This window comes from Paenibacillus sp. J2TS4 (assembly GCF_018403245.1).
Classification (GTDB): domain Bacteria; phylum Bacillota; class Bacilli; order Paenibacillales; family NBRC-103111; genus Paenibacillus_L.
The window spans coordinates 260,295-277,177 of sequence record NZ_BOSH01000007.1; the positions used below are offsets into that span (position 1 = coordinate 260,295).

A 16,883-nucleotide genomic window follows, 5' to 3' on the forward strand; every position below is an offset into this window, starting at 1 on the left:
TCGGGCTGCAGCCTACTTTCGCTCCTTTACTGCTTCATCTCGACCATGTACCTATCGTAAGCGGCCTGGTTAATTTCCACCAAACGGCGGGCACCCAGCTTCTCGAGCTCTTTGACAAATGCCGCATGATCGACCGGTTTAGCGCCCAGAATCCATTGCTGCCTCGTTTCACCAATATAAGTATCGACCTTCGGGAAAATCTTCTGGATTTCCTTCTGCTCCTCATTGGTAAATTTCAGAATGGGGTATTTGTCCATAAATACATTATTTTCTTTATACAAGTCAATGCCTTCTGTCGCCAGAGGAAGCGTCCATTGTTCTTCATAGAAATAATCCTGCTGGAAACCGAAGTTGGACTGAGCTCCCGTTTCGCGAATGACATCTACGGGTGCTTTGTCGGATTTCAAGACTTTATCCGTGAAGATCGGCTTGCCGTCAACCATTGTATACGTATCGCCTTCAATCCCGAAATTAGCCATTCGTCTGCCCTCTTCCGTAAACCAGAAGTCGAAATATTTAATCGTGGCCACCGGGTCCGGGTTGCTGTGCGAGATTCCCCAGCCATAGTTTTTGGCCCGATCCCGCTTGGTAGGCTCTTTCACAACGCCGTTGACGTCTGCCGGCGGAAGCATCGGTTCAAATCGGAAGCCCGGAATCTTGCTCTCCAGCTGCTCGTTATAGTTCCCCGTGGAAGCGAAGAAATCATGCGTCAATCCGCCAACGTTATCTGCAAGCAGAATATCTCTTGCCTTGCTTCCCCGAGTGAAAATCTCTTTATCAATGAGTCCTTCTTTATACCACTGGGCGATGTTTTCCATAGCAACGCCGTAGTCGTCCTCCAATGGCCCGAATATCACCTTATCGTCAAATGCTTGATAACTTGGGTAGGCATTCCAAAGCGCCATGAGTCCTTCAATTCCGATAGACGTATTTCTATGAAAGAAACCGACTTCATCCTTCTTGTTATTTTCGTTCGGATCATTATTGACGAATGCCGTTAACACCTCATGCAGCTCGTCCACGGTTTTCGGTTCTTCCAATCCCAGCTTCTCCAGCCAATCTTTGCGGATAAACCAGCCTTTCTCCGCTTCTCCATCTGCAACAAACGGGATGAACCATATATTTCCATCGTTATCGGAGGCCGCGCTTCTTACATCGGGATTCTCCTCCAAAAATTTCTTCAAATGAGGAGCATGCTCGTCAATCAAATCATTGAGCGACAGGAAGGCTCCTTCCTGGCCATATTGCAGGAAATCTTTGGATAACGCTTGCATAATATCCGGCAGCGAACCCGATGCCATGACGATGCTGAACGTTTCGCTGAAATCCGCCACCGTACTCGGCAGAGTTCCTTCCAATGTGACATGGGTCATTTCTGCCGCCTTCACAAAAATGGGCCAGTCGTTTTTAAATACTCCCGAATCTTTCGTTCCCATATGAACTGTTAACTTAAGCGGCTTCTCCGAAGCCAGGTATGGATTTTCACTATTCTGCGCCGTCGTATCCCCTTCGGACGGACCGGTTTCTTTTGCCCCATTCGAACATCCCGCCATCGCACCGGCAATTAAAGCAGATGCCGTTAACAAATAAACGATTTTCTTCAAATCTTTCACCCCGTTTTTATAATAGCAGCTTTATATAGTCGTTATATAATCGTTGCCTTATCCTTTAACTGCTCCTACTAGCATCCCTTTTATAAAATATTTCTGAATATAAGGATACACAAGCACAATAGGAAGAATAGAGACAACGATGGTAGCATAAGTTACAGTTTCCGCCGATACCGTAGAGGTAAAGTCCAACGCGGCGGCAAACTCCGATTGCAGGTCGTTCTCGACAATCATTTTTTTCAACAGCACTTGAAGCGGGATCTTGTCCATATCGGTCAGCATGATCATCGACCAGAAGTATCCGTTCCATTTCTCAATCGCATAGAATAAGCCTACTGTCGCTAATGCGGGTTTCACCAGCGGCAAATATACTTTAAGCAATACTTGCAGATCATTGCCGCCGTCGACTTTCACCGATTCTTCCAATTCGGCCGGTATGGCTTCAAAGCTGGTGCGGAGCAAGATTACTTTAAAGGCGTTGCATGCAAAAGCGATAACAATGCCTGTCCGAGTATTTAAAAGCCCCAAATCTCTCAAAGTCAGATAGAATGGAATCATTCCGGCATCAAACCACAGCGTTAACGTGACGAATATGGTAAACCATTTTCTTCCCCTCAGACGTTTCTTCGACAAAGCGTAGGCTCCGCAGATCGTAAAGAACATGGACACCGCCGTCCCGACAACGGTATAGAATATGGTGTTCGCATAGGCCACCCATATTTCCGAATTGCCCAAAACCTGTTTATACGCATCGAGCGTAAACCCTTGGGGAAACAGCAGCACTTTGCCCGTCACTACGTTATACGGCATGCTTATGGACGCGGATAATACGTATATAAAAGGGTACAGAGCCGCAAGCGCCATAATAGCTAACAGAACATTGTTGACGCCCTTGAATATTTTTTCTCCTCTTGACTCAATCACACTATCACCTACCATAGGCTTGCATCGGTTACTTTTTTGCTAAGCTTGTTCGCCATAATGACTAAGATGAGGGCTACGATAGAATTGAACAGTCCTACGGCAGTCGCAAAATCATATCTTCCGTCTATAAGCCCCGAACGATATACATAGGTACTGATGACATCCGCTTTCTCATAGGTTGCCGGCTGGTAGAGCAGAATGATCGTCTCATATCCGACGCTGAGCAGGTTGCCGACCTTCATAATGAACATCACCACAATGGTAGGCAGTATGCCCGGCAGCGTAACATGGATAATCTGTTTGAACTTGCTCGCCCCATCCATTTTAGCGGCTTCGTAAAGCTGTGTATCTATACCGGCAATAGCCGCGATAAAGACAATGGAAGCGAACCCCGTCTCTTTCCAAAGATTCATGGCCGTATAAATTCCTCTGAAATAATCGGGATTGGTCAAAAAATAGATTTTTTCCATCCCGAGCTTCTCCAGAATGAGGTTGATCAATCCGCTGTTCGGCGCCAAGAAAGTGGTTACGATTCCGGCAACAACGACTACGGATACGAAGTGAGGCAAATAAGTCAGCGTCTGCACTACTTTCTTGAAGCCCTGCCGAGTCACTTCGCTAATCATAATGGCCAATAAAATTTGGGCCGGGAAGCAAATGACCAGTCCATACAAGCTGATGATGACGGTATTAATGAAGACTCTCGAAAAGTATTCGCTTCCAATAAATTCAGTAAAGTACTCGAAGCCTATCCATTCGCTGCCGCCGATTCCCCTAAACAAGCTGAAATCTTTAAAAGCAATTTGGATGCCCCACATGGGTACATATTTAAAGATCAGGAACCAGAGCAGGAAAGGGACAAGCAAATAGTATAGAATTCGATCTCTGACTATATCTTTCTTTAATTCCCTGAAGTACATTTCCCAGTTTCGTTTCGGCTTCGCCCTTTTGAATTTCACCGGCGGCTTCGCTGGAGTTGCGGTGTTGCTCATATTTATCTTTCACCCCCCTTTGCTTCATGCTTATCGAGCTCTGCCTTAACCTGAATCGTATAGGAGATGCCGCGAAAGATATATCTTGAATATTTGTCGTGATCATTACTTTTGGGCTTGATGACCAAAAACAGTGATCCCCCCATCCGGTTCAAGGGGAAAACAAAAAATCGATATTCATAGAAACAATGTCCGTATAAAGCGCATTCCATCAATGGTTTGCATGAAGTCAAAAAATGAGGATAAGGTCTGTCTGTAAAATTTTGAACTAAACTCAAACCGAAAAGTGATGTAGACTTAAACTGACAAGTTCTAATGCATTAGCGATTGACAGGATGGATAGCGGTTGATCGTTCATTAATGCACATTACTGAAAGCATTTTCAAAGAGATTAAGAGCAGCTTTATCAGTTTCATGAAGTCCACCGGATGATATAGAAAGAGTGCGGGATGAGCCGGCTAAGGATGATGATTGAAGGGGAGTCAGCGGATTTATGGTCAAGAGGAAATTTTTGTACAAAATGTTGAGCTTATTTGTCGTGATTGTTCTGATCTATTCGATTATTACTTCATCCATCATATTCTACAAAAGTTACCAAATGTCAGATGCGCAAAACAAGCATCGCCACCAATTGTATATGGATCAAATCAGCAATTATGCGGACTTCATGCTGCGCATTGCCATGGATTTCGTGTATAAGGTATCTACTCTGCAAAGCTTAATCGATTATCGCTATAGCGAAGATACAAGTTATCTGTACATAGCGAACCTGTACAACGATCTGATTGATCAGCTTAAAGGTTTTAGCCAGTTGGGATTCACCTTGGGAATTACGAAAATGACAGATAACCTGGTGATCACAGCTGCAGGAACTTATAGCATTAAAGATTACTTAAATGAACTCGGAGTCCATGCGGAAGCCTTGAACCGTTTCCAACAATTGCAGAGCGAATCGCTTGGGGCCAATACTTACGTCGTCCCGCAAGCGCTTTCCGAGAGACCTGGCAAAATCGTGATCATTCATCAGACGATCCATTCGAAGCTCGATCCCCTCTACTTCTTTATCGTGGTCGACAGCGCTTCCTTAGTACCGGGAACGTCGGAGCAAACGAACGGCAATTTCTATCTGTATACCGATCAGATAGTTGGTTCCTATATTCATAAAGAGGATCTGAACCCGGAAATCTTAGCCCGAAGCGAATGGATAAACAAACAGGAAGATATGAACCATGTAAAAGTAGGATCGACCGTCAATTATATTCATCACTCGAAGGTGATCCCGAATCTGAACTATGTTTATACAAACGAATTGACTTCATTCAGCTCGATTTTCATCGCCATATGGAGAACGGCGCTGTTCCCAAGCGTGGTTCTGCTGCTGCTGGGCATTATCGTTGCTTATTTGGCAACAAGGTCAAGCTATAGGCCGATTCGGCAGCTGCTTCAATTTCTGGATGAGCGGAAGGAATCGAACGGAACCGTGTCCGCCAATGAACATGGACAACAAATTCACGAGCTTGCCTACATTCAGTCCAGCATTGAGCAGATCTATTCTATCAATCACGCTTTACAGCATAAGCTGTATCATTCTTTGATTCATTTGCGGGAGGATTTCTTTCGCAAGGTGATCTACGGAATTGCAAGCGAGGACTTTATTCGGGAGAATCTGTCCGCTTTGCAATTAGAGCGGTTTCAAGACGACTTGAAGCTGATGCTGTTGGAGTGCGAAGGCATCGAAGCCTTGCATAAGACGATGCCTGCTCCCAATCTCCCCTTGATCTTAAATACGTTGATCAGGGAGGCTCGGGATGGATACGAAGATTTCTTTATTCTCCCGCTGGATAAAAATAAATATTGTCTTATTTTCCATCGCATTTCATCCGAGTCCTTGCAGCAATTGGCCGCGACGGTGATCACCCGAATCGAACAAGATCTGTCGCTCGATGTTAGTGCATGCCTATCCGATTCCTACCGGCTCCATGAGCTGACTTCCGCTCTGCAGGAGCTGCTTCGGTTGAGTAATTACCAGTATGCGAATGCAAATAAGGTATTAACTTCACAGAGCGTGAAAGATCTCGAAGAAACCGTTTGTTATTATCCGCTCGAGATAGAAGCTTCCCTGATTAATTACGTCCATTCGAATGAATTGGGCAAAGCATACGACCTGCTTAGCAATTTGCTGAATAAGAATGTTAAGAATTCTTCGATGGGTCCTGCGAACCTGTCCAATCTGAAGCATTCGTTCCTAACCACCTTTAAGCGATGCTTGAATTCCAACGGAAAAACGTTGAATCAATTTACAAAGGAATATCCCGACCTGTTGGATGAATTTATGGAGGTGCCGATTTCGAAGTTTACGGAAAAAACGTTCGCCTTGTTTGAATTGATTTTTAACTATTGCAACAAGGACAAGTTCAGCTTGGAGAGCTCTACCGCTTCCCAAATCTTTATATATATCCATAAGCATTTCGATAAAGATTTATCGTTAACGGACATCGCGAATCATTTTAACTTATCCGAAAGCTATGTCAGCAAGCTGTTGAAAAATTCACTGGACATTAACTTCAAACAATATGTCAATACGTTGAAGGTGAAGAGAGCCAAGGAGCTTCTTCATCAGGGCAATTATAAGATTCATGAAGTTGCGGCTATTGTCGGATGCAACAATACCAACACCTTCATTCGAATCTTTAAGCAATATATTGGCGTGTCTCCGGGAGAATACGTCAAAAATCTGAACCAATTGTCAAGCTGATTCGGATCACGATTTTTTGCAGCATCTTCAATTTCTGTTGTTCGCTCAAAACCCGCGCTGCAGTGCCGTTTTTGGCGATGATAGCCAATAGTAAGGATGTACTCGTCCTTGCTTAGGGATTACAATGAAACGGAATCTCGGCGTCATCCTATATCCATTGAACTAAAGAATGGATAGATCATGGAGTGGAGAAAGAAAGGAGTTATCCAATGGACCGTAGACCGGATTGGCTGAACGATGCTTATAAGGAATCCATGAACAAGATTCATACATTAAGCCATAAAATCGGAGCGAGCTTTCCGCATGTATGCTTGAATGGAAGCTACAATTGTGAAGAAGCTTCCTTCTGGACTTCCGGATTTTGGGGAGGCTTGCTTTGGCTGGCCTATCGCGAAACGAAAGAGGAGTCTTTGAGAGAGCTTGCGGAAACGATCGAACAGAAGCTGAACGTTCCGCTGCATGATTTTTATGATATTCATCATGATGTTGGATTCATGTACTTACCGACGGCTGTCGTTAACTATCAGTGGACAGGAAATAGAGAATCCCGGAGAACGGGCTTGATCGCGGCCAGCCATCTGGCAGGCCGATTCAACCTTAAGGGGCAATTTATCAGGGCATGGACGGATCGTGTAGACCCGAACAGCACGGGCTGGGCCATTATCGACTGCCTTATGAATTTGCCGCTGCTTTTCTGGGCATCGAAGGAGACGGGGGACCCCCGCTTCAGACATATCGCCGTGGCGCATGCGGATACCGTGCTCCAACATTTTGTAAGAGAGGACTGGACCGTCCCTCACATTGTAAGCTTTGACCCGGAGACGGGAGGGAAAATCGAGAACCTTGGAGGACAGGGACTCGGGCCGGATTCCGCATGGTCAAGAGGCCAAGCCTGGGCCATCTACGGCTTCGCCATTGCGGCACGCGAAACCGGCAAACGCGAATACCGGTTAGCAGCCCAAAATATCGCAAACTACTTCTTGTCCCATCTTCTTGAAGATCAGGTCCCTTATTGGGATTTCAGAACAGAAGACAAAGATAAGTGGGCCCGGGATTCCACAGCATCCGCCTGTACGGCCAGCGGCCTGCTCGAACTGAGCGCCGTGCTGGAAGAAGAATCCGAAAAATCCTTCTACTACGAAAGGGCCTTGACCATACTCAAACGGCTGTATGACAACTACGCCGACTTCAGCGACCGGCAGGACGCCATTCTTACCAAAGGAACCGTCTCTTATCCCGTAAATAAACATGTTAATGTGCCGATTATTTACGGGGATTATTATTTTGTAGAAGCGCTTGGCAAAGTGCACGGTCACCCCGGGTTGTTCTAATCCATAATTTGCGATGAAATAAGCTATTATCAGTCCCCCGGCCATGGATGGTTGGGGGACTTGGTGTTTTAATAGACGAAGGGGATTGAATTCACGACTCTATCTGCTTGCTAAGCCAACTCTGCGATGACTCCCTTAGCCGTTGATTTTTAGAATGAATTAATGGCCATTAATGGGCGGTTACTATCATGTTGATCAACTGTTGGCCCATCAGTATTTTGTCGGTCATTTTTTCTTGCAGCTAATACCTCCTATTTTTTCATAAAAAATTAACATACAGGCAAATGTCATTGTTATTTCATAGCGATGGGAATATGAAACGGCTCCCTGTTACTTTTTGAAAATATTATCGTATTACTAAGAGTGACTTCATTACTTATTCGGAGGTGAGATGAAGAATGTTTCCTACTCCACGTGAGAAATTCTACGATAGAATATTCGATTACGTAAGTAAGGACAAACGAACAGCATTGACATTAGGCACTCTATTTATTCTACTCGTGATCTTAATAGTCTTACTCCTCCAACTTTCGAAAAAAGAAGATCCAACCTATACGACTTATAACAACTATTCTTGCGAAGAAATGATCGGTTCAGAACAATTATCAACCGATACGACGTTGAATATTTTAAAAGCAGCCAGAATCGAGTCAGAATTGAATTTCTGGAATATCTTTAAAGATAAATTATTTTCATACAATTCTGTTTTTAATTTAGTTAACGAATCCAGCAAACTATTAGTACTAGCCGAACAAAGCGACAGTGACAATCAAGCTAAAACAATAACTATACCTAAGGATGCATGTTACTTATCAATTAATAGTCATCCAAATGAATTTCTAATATCAAATTTACAATTCCCCTCAACAAAAATAGAAATATATCGTTGGACAAAAAAATATCGTACTTACCTCTCCGACAAAGAGCATACCGAACATCATACTATCCTTATTATGAATAACCATTCCATTCATATAAAACAGTTCTTTTCTCAATCCTTCTTGTTTCCCATAATGAAGAATCAGATAATGGTGTACAACCTTGATTCCAAGATATAAATAGCATGAGATAAACGGAAAGAGAGTACCTATTGATACTCTCTTAGATTTGGTGGAGGCAAGGGGAATTGAATCCCTGTCTGAAGTTAACGATAAAGCAAGCTTCTAAGGTGCTAGTCATTATATTGTATCTCTAGGCTTTGCCCCAATAATCACCTTTCAACGGACTGCTCTTCCAGAATGTGAGTGATAGTCTCTAATGCATGCATTCCTTTTGCAATATCGACTATAAATTCTACTGCATACTTCCGTTCTATTCGTAGAGGATATCCATTCAACAGTAGGAATGATTTTGTAATCAGATAGGCTGTTCATTTTATGGCCTATCTTTACAGTCCATACTATTTCCTCTGCAGCGGAAGTCTCAGAAGCAACATACAGGAGATATTTATCCATCTTAGAGTCCAACAGTATTATTTTTTCCGATGGAAAACAACGTTTTAAAACATACTATTATTATAAATTACTTGATAAATTAAGGTAAACACACCTCCTTTGGAGCAGATCCGAACGCAAAAAAGCGACCTAGCACGATCGCTTTTCTGTTTGTATCGGTAGAGGTGAACCGTGGATCTACAAAAATTCGCCGCAGCAAAGTAAGTTGTCACCTCGATCCATAGGTTCCTTCGGATGTGAAGCGGCCAATGCCTTTCAATGTATAATCAAAGAATTTAAGAATAAGTTCATTCTCTGTTTCTATACAGTAATATTGCTCAATCGTCGCTTTTCCGCCCTGCAGCATATTGGCGAGCAGAGGAGAGAAAAGCGGCAAGTCGGTAAGGCTTAAATGTTTTGCCCCTTGAAAATGAACGGTATATACTTCCTTGAAGTTTTTGTCGGCGGCGTAGTTTGCCGCATAAGTAGAGTTTCTTCCAAGCTGTTTCCAAACATCGTCGGAATAAAGGTTAAGAGTCGGAGTCATGTAGGCTTTGCCGCTTGCCGCAAAATCGTCAGTCTCTTTATCATAAACAAGCTCGCTAAAAAATGGGGCATCTATATTTACAACTGCACTTACATCTTTACGGTCTCTGCCGAGCTCAACACTTGCCGCACCACCCATAGAGTGCCCGAACACACCTATTTTATCTTTACTGATATGCTGATAAACGGGAGCTTTATCGTTTTCGGATTTTTCAATGATTGTATCCATGACAAAATTCATGTCGTCTGTTCGCAGTTCCATCCATTTTTGAAAGAATCCATAGAGCTGCTCTCTGGTATAAACGCCCTCTTGGTTGGCATTGTCGAATTCCTTCTTATATTCCGAATTGATTAAGGTAAACGTCCCATCTTCCGAAACTGTATAAAAAGAATGATAAGGATGATCGATGGAACATACGACATACCCATGGCTTGCAAGCTCCCTAAACGTGGAGGCATTGCTTGTCTTAATACCGACAGCCCCATGCGAGAAGACCAAGAGCGGATAGGTTCCATCGGCATTTTCGGGATACCAAAATTGTACATTAACAAACCTGTTCTTGCCGGCTGCGGCAAATTCTTCGATGCGGTTTTTGTCTACGTAGGTATATGTTGCCGTTGCGACTTCATAGGGGCCCGTAACCTTTGGCAGTTTATATTGCGGAAAAACAAGTGCAGGTACAAGTGCAAGTATGAGCAAAAATGTCATCGTCACTGCTTTTACGATCATACGGGAGGTTTTGAATTCACGGTTGCCCGCTTTATTACGGATAAGGGAAAATGTCCCGATCCCCGCTAGTATGAATAGCAGTGATGCAAGCAACACCCAGCGGAAGCTCCAGACGATTACCGATGTCAATACAAGGATGGCAAATATGACGAATCCAGCAATTCTCGCCCAATTCCTAACCTTGTGATGGTTTTGCTTGGTTACAATACAATACGTGGCGAAAGCAATCTCGAAAATCAAAGCGATAGAAAATAGTAAGACTCCCACAGTGTTGCTCCTTTCTGTCTCTTGCCAGTTTATTGGTGAAATCAGAATACAAAACTGCGGAAAGGATGTATATAGAAAATCAATAAGCTGTATCTACAGCCCGATAAGTTGTAAAAATAAGCCCGGAACTTATAAATTCTATATTATCAAAAAAAGGGCGGTAAGCTTTAAAGCTCACCACCCATGTCTTTCTTCAATGACTTTAGTCCTTCGTTTATTTGTTCAGCCACTTTTTTATCATTTTGCCATGAGAGGAAACGAACGACAGCATAGATTACCGCTATTTCCAATGCTAAAATGAGTATGCTTGATGCACTATTGACTATACCAAAAATAGCTCCGAGGGAGATCAATATCGTTTCTAAAGCCATAAAATGAATGGCCCTTCTGATGCGCATATTCTTCTCGCTTATGTTGAGAGAAGAGTTCAAAATAAATCCAACTAAAGCACTTATGAATGAGAAGGCCATGATGATATAAATCGACTTCAAATCGAAGGCCATATCGGGATAGAAAAATTGTCTCAAAATCGTTAAAACAATGATGATGGATGCGAAGATGACCATGAAATTTTGAATAGTCTTTTTCACAAATTCATTCAGTTGCAACGTTACCCCTCCTCTCACAGTCCAAGCATATTTTTAAGTACAGGCACATACTGCCTCGATATCACAACACGTTCCCCGTTATCCAACACGGCTACAAAACGGCCGCTTAACGATGGCTGAACGAATGAAATTTTGGCTATGTTCAAAATCGTTGATTTGGATGCGCGAAAACATTCCTTTCCTTTGCAGAGTTCCTCCAACTCATAAAGCTTGTGCTTCACCTCAAAAACTTCATCCTTGCAGTAAATAAAAACTTTCCCGTCAACGGCCTCGAAATAATATATATCGCTAATTTTAAGACGGTGAATACTGTCATTTTGATACCCTAGCAGAATAGGATCTTCCAACTTTAGCTTGTTTACGATTTCGTATATTTTGTTATTTACCTCATGACACCTGATAACGATTTCCTCTTCCTGCTCTTTTCCTATCTCTTCTATTGAAACTTTCATACGAGAGATCGTCTCCAATTACATGTATTCCTGTTGCGAATTACAGTTTATCAAATCTTTCTCTGGACATAAAGCAAAAGTCCACAACCTTATGCGGTTGTGGATCTACATGGTGGAGGCGAGATTATATTCCGATTTCCCTCATCAAACTTTAGGATCATCCCCTTGTTATTGGAAGACGGACCCTAGAGACTAACCTTTCATAGATCCAAGCAGCATCCCCTTGTTAAAATGCTTTTGGAAAAAGGGATACACACATAACAGCGGAATGGCTGTGATCAGAATGGCCGCCATTCTTGCCGAGTGAGTGAAGTTGACGCCTTGGATTTCCTGCTGCGCAAAATCAGCATCCCCTTCAACAAGCATCAATTTCAAGAAAACTTGCAATGGCCATTTATTATTATCGTGCAAATAAAGGATGGCATGGAAATACGTGTTCCAATTAGAGACCATGTAAAATAAAGTGAACGTTGCAATCGCTGCCTTGGATAGAGGAAGTACAATGGAGAAAAGAATGCGCCATTCCCCAGCCCCGTCAATTCGCGCGGAATCAAATAATTCGTCTGGAAGTCTAGTGAAAAAGCCGCGCATCACGATCAAATTAAACGGTGCGATCGCGGTGGAAAACCAAAGTGCCCCATAGGTGTTCAAGAGTCCCAAACTATCCACAACTAAATAAGTTGGAATCATCCCGCCTGAAAAGATCAATGTGAATACAACGATGAAATTTAGAAAGGAGCGTCCTTTAATAAATTTTTTGGATAAACCGTAAGCCATTAAGGTAGTAATTGTAATATTAATGAAGGTACCAATGACTGTAATTTCAACCGCATTCTTAAACGCTTTCAAAAAAGAATTATTCTTCAATAAATAGTGGTAGCCTTCCAGAGTAAATTCACGTGGAAAAATAAAAAAACCACGGGTTAAATATTCCTTTTCCGTTGCAAAAGAGGTCATCACAACGTAGAGGACCGGGAGTATGATGATGATTAATCCAATAATGAGCAAGCTATAAACAACTATATCCAGGAATACATTTCGCCCTTGAGGGTTATGCCTTGCCATTAAAAAATCCCCTCCTCCCCGAGTTTTTTAACCACTTTATTGGCTCCGACCACCAGGATAAGACCAATAATCCCTTTAAACATTCCTACCGCTGTTGTAAAACTGAAATTCCCCATTAATACACCGGTCCGATAAATAAACGTATCGAATATGTCGGAAGTCTGCATATTTAACGGGTTCTGCAATAATAATACATGTTCAAACCCAATATCCATAAATGAGCCTAATCGTAAAATAAATAAAATAATGATCACGCCGCGTATGGCCGGCAAAGTAATATGCCAAATTTGCCGCAGCCGCCCGGCTCCATCGATGGAAGCCGCTTCATATAAATTGGGATCTACCCCGGCGATTGCCGCCAAAAAAATAATCGCTCCCCAGCCGGCTCCTTGCCAAATATTATGTAATATCCAAGTAATTCGGAAACCGCCTGGTGTTGTTAAAGGCTCAATGGTATTAAACCCTAAGTCTCTCAGAAGGATATTGATTCCTCCGTCCCGCGTTGCAAATAATACAACGGTTATGGCCACAATGACGACCCAAGATAAAAAATGCGGTGCATAAAAGATGGTCTGTGTCATAACTTTAAACCACTTTATTCTTACTTCATTTAATAAAACGGCTAAAATAATCGGCATTGGGAAGAAAAATACAATATCGAGAGCACTTAGGATCATCGTGTTCGCCATTAAAGGCCAGAAATCCCTGGTCGTAAAAAGTCTCTCGAAGTTTTCGAATCCTACCCAATTGCTGCCCCAAAAGCCTAGAAAGGGATCATAGTTTTGAAAGGCTATCACAATCCCGGCCATAGGAATGTATTTAAAAATGATAAAAAATAAAAAGCCCGGCAAGATCATCATATAAATAGGCCAAGTACGTTTTAGGTTGAACCTGGTCTTTTGGGGACGTATCGGTATTTGTGGGGTTCCTGCAGTTAATGTTGATTTATTGGTTGTTCTCATGTTCATTCGCCGCATTACTCCCTCGCTTATTTCAAAATATAGAAAGTATAAGTTTTCATCCTATACCTGTTCTTATATTTCATCGGTAAACATGCCTGCCCAAAGGACGGCGATAGTCGTTTATCCTTGTTTATAACAAGGAAGGGCGAGATGCCCTTCCCTTTATTTTGCTGCTTTTTGTTTCTGATAAGAGTCATTCACTTCTTTGATCATCTTATCTCCGCCGTCTGCCTTCCAACGAGCAATCACCTCATCTATATAGTCAACAGGTTTTCTTCCGGCGATGATATTGGCAATCCCTTCATTGAACTTTGCCGCAAGGTCTTTGGAACGCTCTTGGAATGTCGGAGAATCAATCGTATAAGGATCTCCCGCATCTCTCCATTCAGAAGGATATTGATCGACCGCCTTCTGGAATTCAGCATCGAATTGTTCTTCTTCCGGAGTCCAGCCATGAATATTAAAATTGTCATCGGCAGCGCGGAATAGCCAGTTATTTAATAGATTAATTTGTTCCTCATATTGCTTTCCTTTTTCGGTAAGGACGATTTTGCCATCCGCGTTTTTCTCCCAAATCTCTCCTTCGGGACCATCTTTCATCACTGTAGTTCCTTCTTCCGTAATCCACCAATCGAGCCATTCTAAAATCCGATAAATTTTTTCCTCTTCCATTTTGGAATTCAAGACGAGCTTTCCTCGCCCTTGTACGGTTACCAACAAGCCTGATTCGCCTTTAGGTCCTTTGGGCGGATAAGGAATCATAACGAATTCCGCCTCGGGGACAATTTTTTTCAAGGCTTCCTCTCTTTTTTTAATTGTGCTGGGCCCTGCAATCTCCCAACCAATTTTATTTCCTTCCACCAAGGCCACAATATCGCTTCCAACATTCGTAGCGAAATTATGATCAAATACATTTTCTTCATAAGCTTTACTTAAAAAGGTTAAGAGGCCCTTCCATTCTTCGTTTTGTTCCTCCATTTTTACTAATCTGCCGTCCTGTTCTTTCCATTCATAGGCGATCCCATAAGCCGCTTGCAGAAAGGCATTTCGGCTTTTGCCAAGACCGGTCGATGTTCCAAATTCGTTGGTGAAACCAACGGTGCCGCCTTTTCCATTTCCACCTGGATCCTGTTCAACAAAGGCTTTTGAGATCTCATAGAACTTTTCAATCGTAAACTCCTCCGGACTTGGAATGGGAATACCCAATTTGTCCAGCCAGTCTTTTCGAACCCATAAAGCATTGCTATATTTCATCGTGTATTTCGGGAATCCATAAATTTTTCCCGGTTCATTAAACACTTCCATTGCATCTTGCGGGAATTCGCTTCCTAATTGGGGGAAGTCTTTAAAATAAGGCTTCAAATCTACAAAAGCCCCGCTCTTCTGCCATTTTCTAAAATTAACGGGCTCATCTACATAATACATGTCCGGTAAATCTTTGGAGGCGGCTAGACTGTTCAACGTATTTTTATAATCATTGCCCCCTGGTACCCAGCGGATATTCAAGTCAATATTAAATTTGTCTTCAACATACTTAATGGTCGGGTGATTCTTGTCTTCCCACCCCCCTCCCTGTTGCACAGGTACGATCATCGAGATCTTCAATCTTTTTGAACCGTCATCGACCTCCTTGCCACCAGGTTCTCTTGCACCGGGAGAATCTTTAGAGCAAGCCATGATCATAATGACAAAAAACATAAAGGTAAAAGATAAAAAAACAATTTTTCTCACTAGAGTACCTCCTTGTTTGGTCATATGAAATTCATTAATTGAATAAAGGCAAATAGAATCATAGAACCAAAATGTCTACCGAGTTTTGGCGGATACTAAGCATCTTCTATTGCTTTTTTGCACAGAAAACAAAACATCTTCGAAATAGATGCCAATATGACTGCTAATAAATCTAACTGAAATTTGAATAGAATCAATGGAGCATGAACAGATATAGGTGTTTCAGATGGCTTAACATGGAGGACTGGCGTAGTATAATTCGTATAGGGGTTACGACATTATGGATCATCTGAAAACGGATGGAAAACACAAAAATAACTCTTAATAAAAATCCATTTTAAAACTAATTCGTATCTATTACTTTCCTTTACCCTACAATATTCTGTTATTATGAATTTATGAACTTTAATTTTTTTAAAAGTATAACATTACTTCCGCTCTAGTGCAAGCGCTTACTTACCGCTTTTCTTAACGGTTTTTCACCTGCTTTTCACATGTCATTAATTGTCGAATAATCAATTGTATTGTCTTTTAAAAGGAATTTAGGATCCCTATGATGAATGATCTATTCAGAGTAATTTTCGGAATGGGGTGTTGATCTAGACAGTGTCGGAAATAAATCCCAATACTGTATCATTCGCGTATAGGAAGAAAAATCTATATCGATGAGGTGAGTAAATAGATGAGCCAATATATTACATTCGATCTCGACGAAACCCTTATGCAAAATCCCTTTTCAGAATGGGTATTTCCGGAGATTGATAGTCTTGTAGCCTCCCATCTGGAATTAAAAGATGGAATTCTCCCAGAAATAAGAAAAGAACATAGAAAACGGCTAAAGGAAGCGCAAGATGCGGCGGCTTATGACTGGGATGATATTCTGGAACAAATTTTAGTTGAGAAAAATATACCGATTAACATCGATATTGCTGATTTAGTTCAAAAACATGCAATAGACCCTAAAGTTTACTTATTGGAAAACGATGCTTTAACAGTCTTGGAAAAATTAAAAAAAAGAGGATATTTACTTGGCGTTGTGACGAATGGCTTTTATAAATACCAAGTTCCTGTCATGAAAACGATTCAATTAGTTACGTATATAGATAGAATTATAACCCCTTGTAGTACCGGGTACTGTAAGCCGGAAATTAAAATGGTAGATCAGCTACTAGAAGAAGGGACAATAATCGCTCATGTTGGAGACCGATTGGATCATGACGTGTACTTTGCCAACCAGCTGGGAGCCCTATCGATTTTGATCGACCATCAGATGCCAGAAGCCGTAAGACGGATCTCGCCTACTAAAAGGGTTGAACAGATAGATTATTTAAAGACCATTTTTCAGCAAAAAAAGTATGGAGATTTGCTTCCTGAAGAAAGGTATATGCCAAAAATGATTATATATTCCATTCGGGAGTTACTGGAAATAGATTTAAAGAATCATTATTAGGGGTAATAATAAGGGAAGTTGATGGTT

Annotated in this window: 12 protein-coding genes; 3 read left to right on the forward strand and 9 right to left on the reverse strand. The window is 42.0% G+C overall.

Annotation, left to right across the window (positions count from 1 at the left end; all coding sequences use genetic code 11):
* Positions 1-26: 26 nt before the first annotated feature.
* From KJS69_RS16870 to KJS69_RS16880, 3 genes are read right to left on the reverse strand one after another with little or no spacing between them, the layout of a single operon-like run.
* Positions 27-1,604, reverse strand: a complete 1,578-nt coding sequence (locus KJS69_RS16870; protein ID WP_213584943.1) for an extracellular solute-binding protein — start codon at positions 1,602-1,604, stop codon at positions 27-29.
* Positions 1,605-1,661: 57 nt separating this feature from the next.
* A complete protein-coding gene (locus KJS69_RS16875; protein WP_213584944.1) occupies positions 1,662-2,534 on the reverse strand; it encodes a carbohydrate ABC transporter permease in 873 nt (290 codons plus the stop codon).
* Between the two features lie 8 nt (positions 2,535-2,542).
* The gene (locus KJS69_RS16880) at positions 2,543-3,526 is read right to left on the reverse strand and encodes an ABC transporter permease (RefSeq protein WP_249730568.1); all 984 of its coding nucleotides are present in this window, start codon (positions 3,524-3,526) and stop codon (positions 2,543-2,545) included.
* Between the two features lie 493 nt (positions 3,527-4,019).
* Between KJS69_RS16880 and KJS69_RS16885 the strand changes: the two genes are divergently transcribed.
* Both KJS69_RS16885 and KJS69_RS16890 read left to right on the forward strand, forming a co-directional pair.
* Positions 4,020-6,281 (forward strand): AraC family transcriptional regulator, encoded by a 2,262-nt coding sequence (locus tag KJS69_RS16885; protein ID WP_213584945.1) that lies wholly within the window; start codon positions 4,020-4,022, stop codon positions 6,279-6,281.
* 209 nt (positions 6,282-6,490) lie between these two features.
* Entirely contained in the window at positions 6,491-7,612 is a 1,122-nt protein-coding gene (locus tag KJS69_RS16890; RefSeq protein ID WP_213584946.1) for a glycoside hydrolase family 88 protein, read from the forward strand.
* Positions 7,613-9,274: 1,662 nt separating this feature from the next.
* On the opposite strand, the gene KJS69_RS16895 is transcribed toward KJS69_RS16890, so the two are convergent.
* The 6 genes from KJS69_RS16895 to KJS69_RS16920 form a co-directional block, all read right to left on the reverse strand.
* Complete coding sequence (locus KJS69_RS16895) at positions 9,275-10,321, reverse strand: alpha/beta hydrolase family protein (protein WP_249730569.1); 1,047 nt, start codon at positions 10,319-10,321, stop codon at positions 9,275-9,277.
* Positions 10,322-10,755: 434 nt separating this feature from the next.
* The gene (locus tag KJS69_RS16900; RefSeq protein ID WP_213584947.1) at positions 10,756-11,196 is read right to left on the reverse strand and encodes a DUF3021 family protein; all 441 of its coding nucleotides are present in this window, start codon (positions 11,194-11,196) and stop codon (positions 10,756-10,758) included.
* Between the two features lie 14 nt (positions 11,197-11,210).
* Positions 11,211-11,648, reverse strand: a complete 438-nt coding sequence (locus tag KJS69_RS16905; RefSeq protein ID WP_213584948.1) for a LytTR family DNA-binding domain-containing protein — start codon at positions 11,646-11,648, stop codon at positions 11,211-11,213.
* A gap of 192 nt (positions 11,649-11,840) precedes the next feature.
* The gene (locus KJS69_RS16910; protein ID WP_213584949.1) at positions 11,841-12,713 is read right to left on the reverse strand and encodes a carbohydrate ABC transporter permease; all 873 of its coding nucleotides are present in this window, start codon (positions 12,711-12,713) and stop codon (positions 11,841-11,843) included.
* The gene (locus tag KJS69_RS16915) at positions 12,713-13,690 is read right to left on the reverse strand and encodes an ABC transporter permease (RefSeq protein WP_374706656.1); all 978 of its coding nucleotides are present in this window, start codon (positions 13,688-13,690) and stop codon (positions 12,713-12,715) included. The genes KJS69_RS16910 and KJS69_RS16915 overlap by 1 nt, the downstream gene beginning before the upstream one ends.
* A gap of 147 nt (positions 13,691-13,837) precedes the next feature.
* The gene (locus KJS69_RS16920) at positions 13,838-15,406 is read right to left on the reverse strand and encodes a type 2 periplasmic-binding domain-containing protein (protein ID WP_213584950.1); all 1,569 of its coding nucleotides are present in this window, start codon (positions 15,404-15,406) and stop codon (positions 13,838-13,840) included.
* 682 nt (positions 15,407-16,088) lie between these two features.
* Here KJS69_RS16920 and KJS69_RS16925 point away from each other — a divergent pair.
* Positions 16,089-16,856, forward strand: a complete 768-nt coding sequence (locus KJS69_RS16925; RefSeq protein ID WP_213584951.1) for an HAD family hydrolase — start codon at positions 16,089-16,091, stop codon at positions 16,854-16,856.
* Positions 16,857-16,883 lie beyond the last annotated feature (27 nt).

What these genes read in the sequence shown, in the direction of transcription:
- KJS69_RS16890 (WP_213584946.1), top strand. Translation starts at nt 6,491, where the DNA reads ATGGACCGTAGACCGGATTGGCTGAACGATGCTTATAAGGAATCCATG.
- KJS69_RS16910 (WP_213584949.1), bottom strand. Translation starts at nt 12,713, where the DNA reads ATGGCAAGGCATAACCCTCAAGGGCGAAATGTATTCCTGGATATAGTT.
- KJS69_RS16915 (WP_374706656.1), bottom strand. Translation starts at nt 13,690, where the DNA reads ATGCGGCGAATGAACATGAGAACAACCAATAAATCAACATTAACTGCA.
- KJS69_RS16925 (WP_213584951.1), top strand. Translation starts at nt 16,089, where the DNA reads ATGAGCCAATATATTACATTCGATCTCGACGAAACCCTTATGCAAAAT.
- KJS69_RS16905 (WP_213584948.1), bottom strand. Translation starts at nt 11,648, where the DNA reads ATGAAAGTTTCAATAGAAGAGATAGGAAAAGAGCAGGAAGAGGAAATC.
- KJS69_RS16880 (WP_249730568.1), bottom strand. Translation starts at nt 3,526, where the DNA reads ATGAGCAACACCGCAACTCCAGCGAAGCCGCCGGTGAAATTCAAAAGG.
- KJS69_RS16885 (WP_213584945.1), top strand. Translation starts at nt 4,020, where the DNA reads ATGGTCAAGAGGAAATTTTTGTACAAAATGTTGAGCTTATTTGTCGTG.
- KJS69_RS16895 (WP_249730569.1), bottom strand. Translation starts at nt 10,321, where the DNA reads ATGATCGTAAAAGCAGTGACGATGACATTTTTGCTCATACTTGCACTT.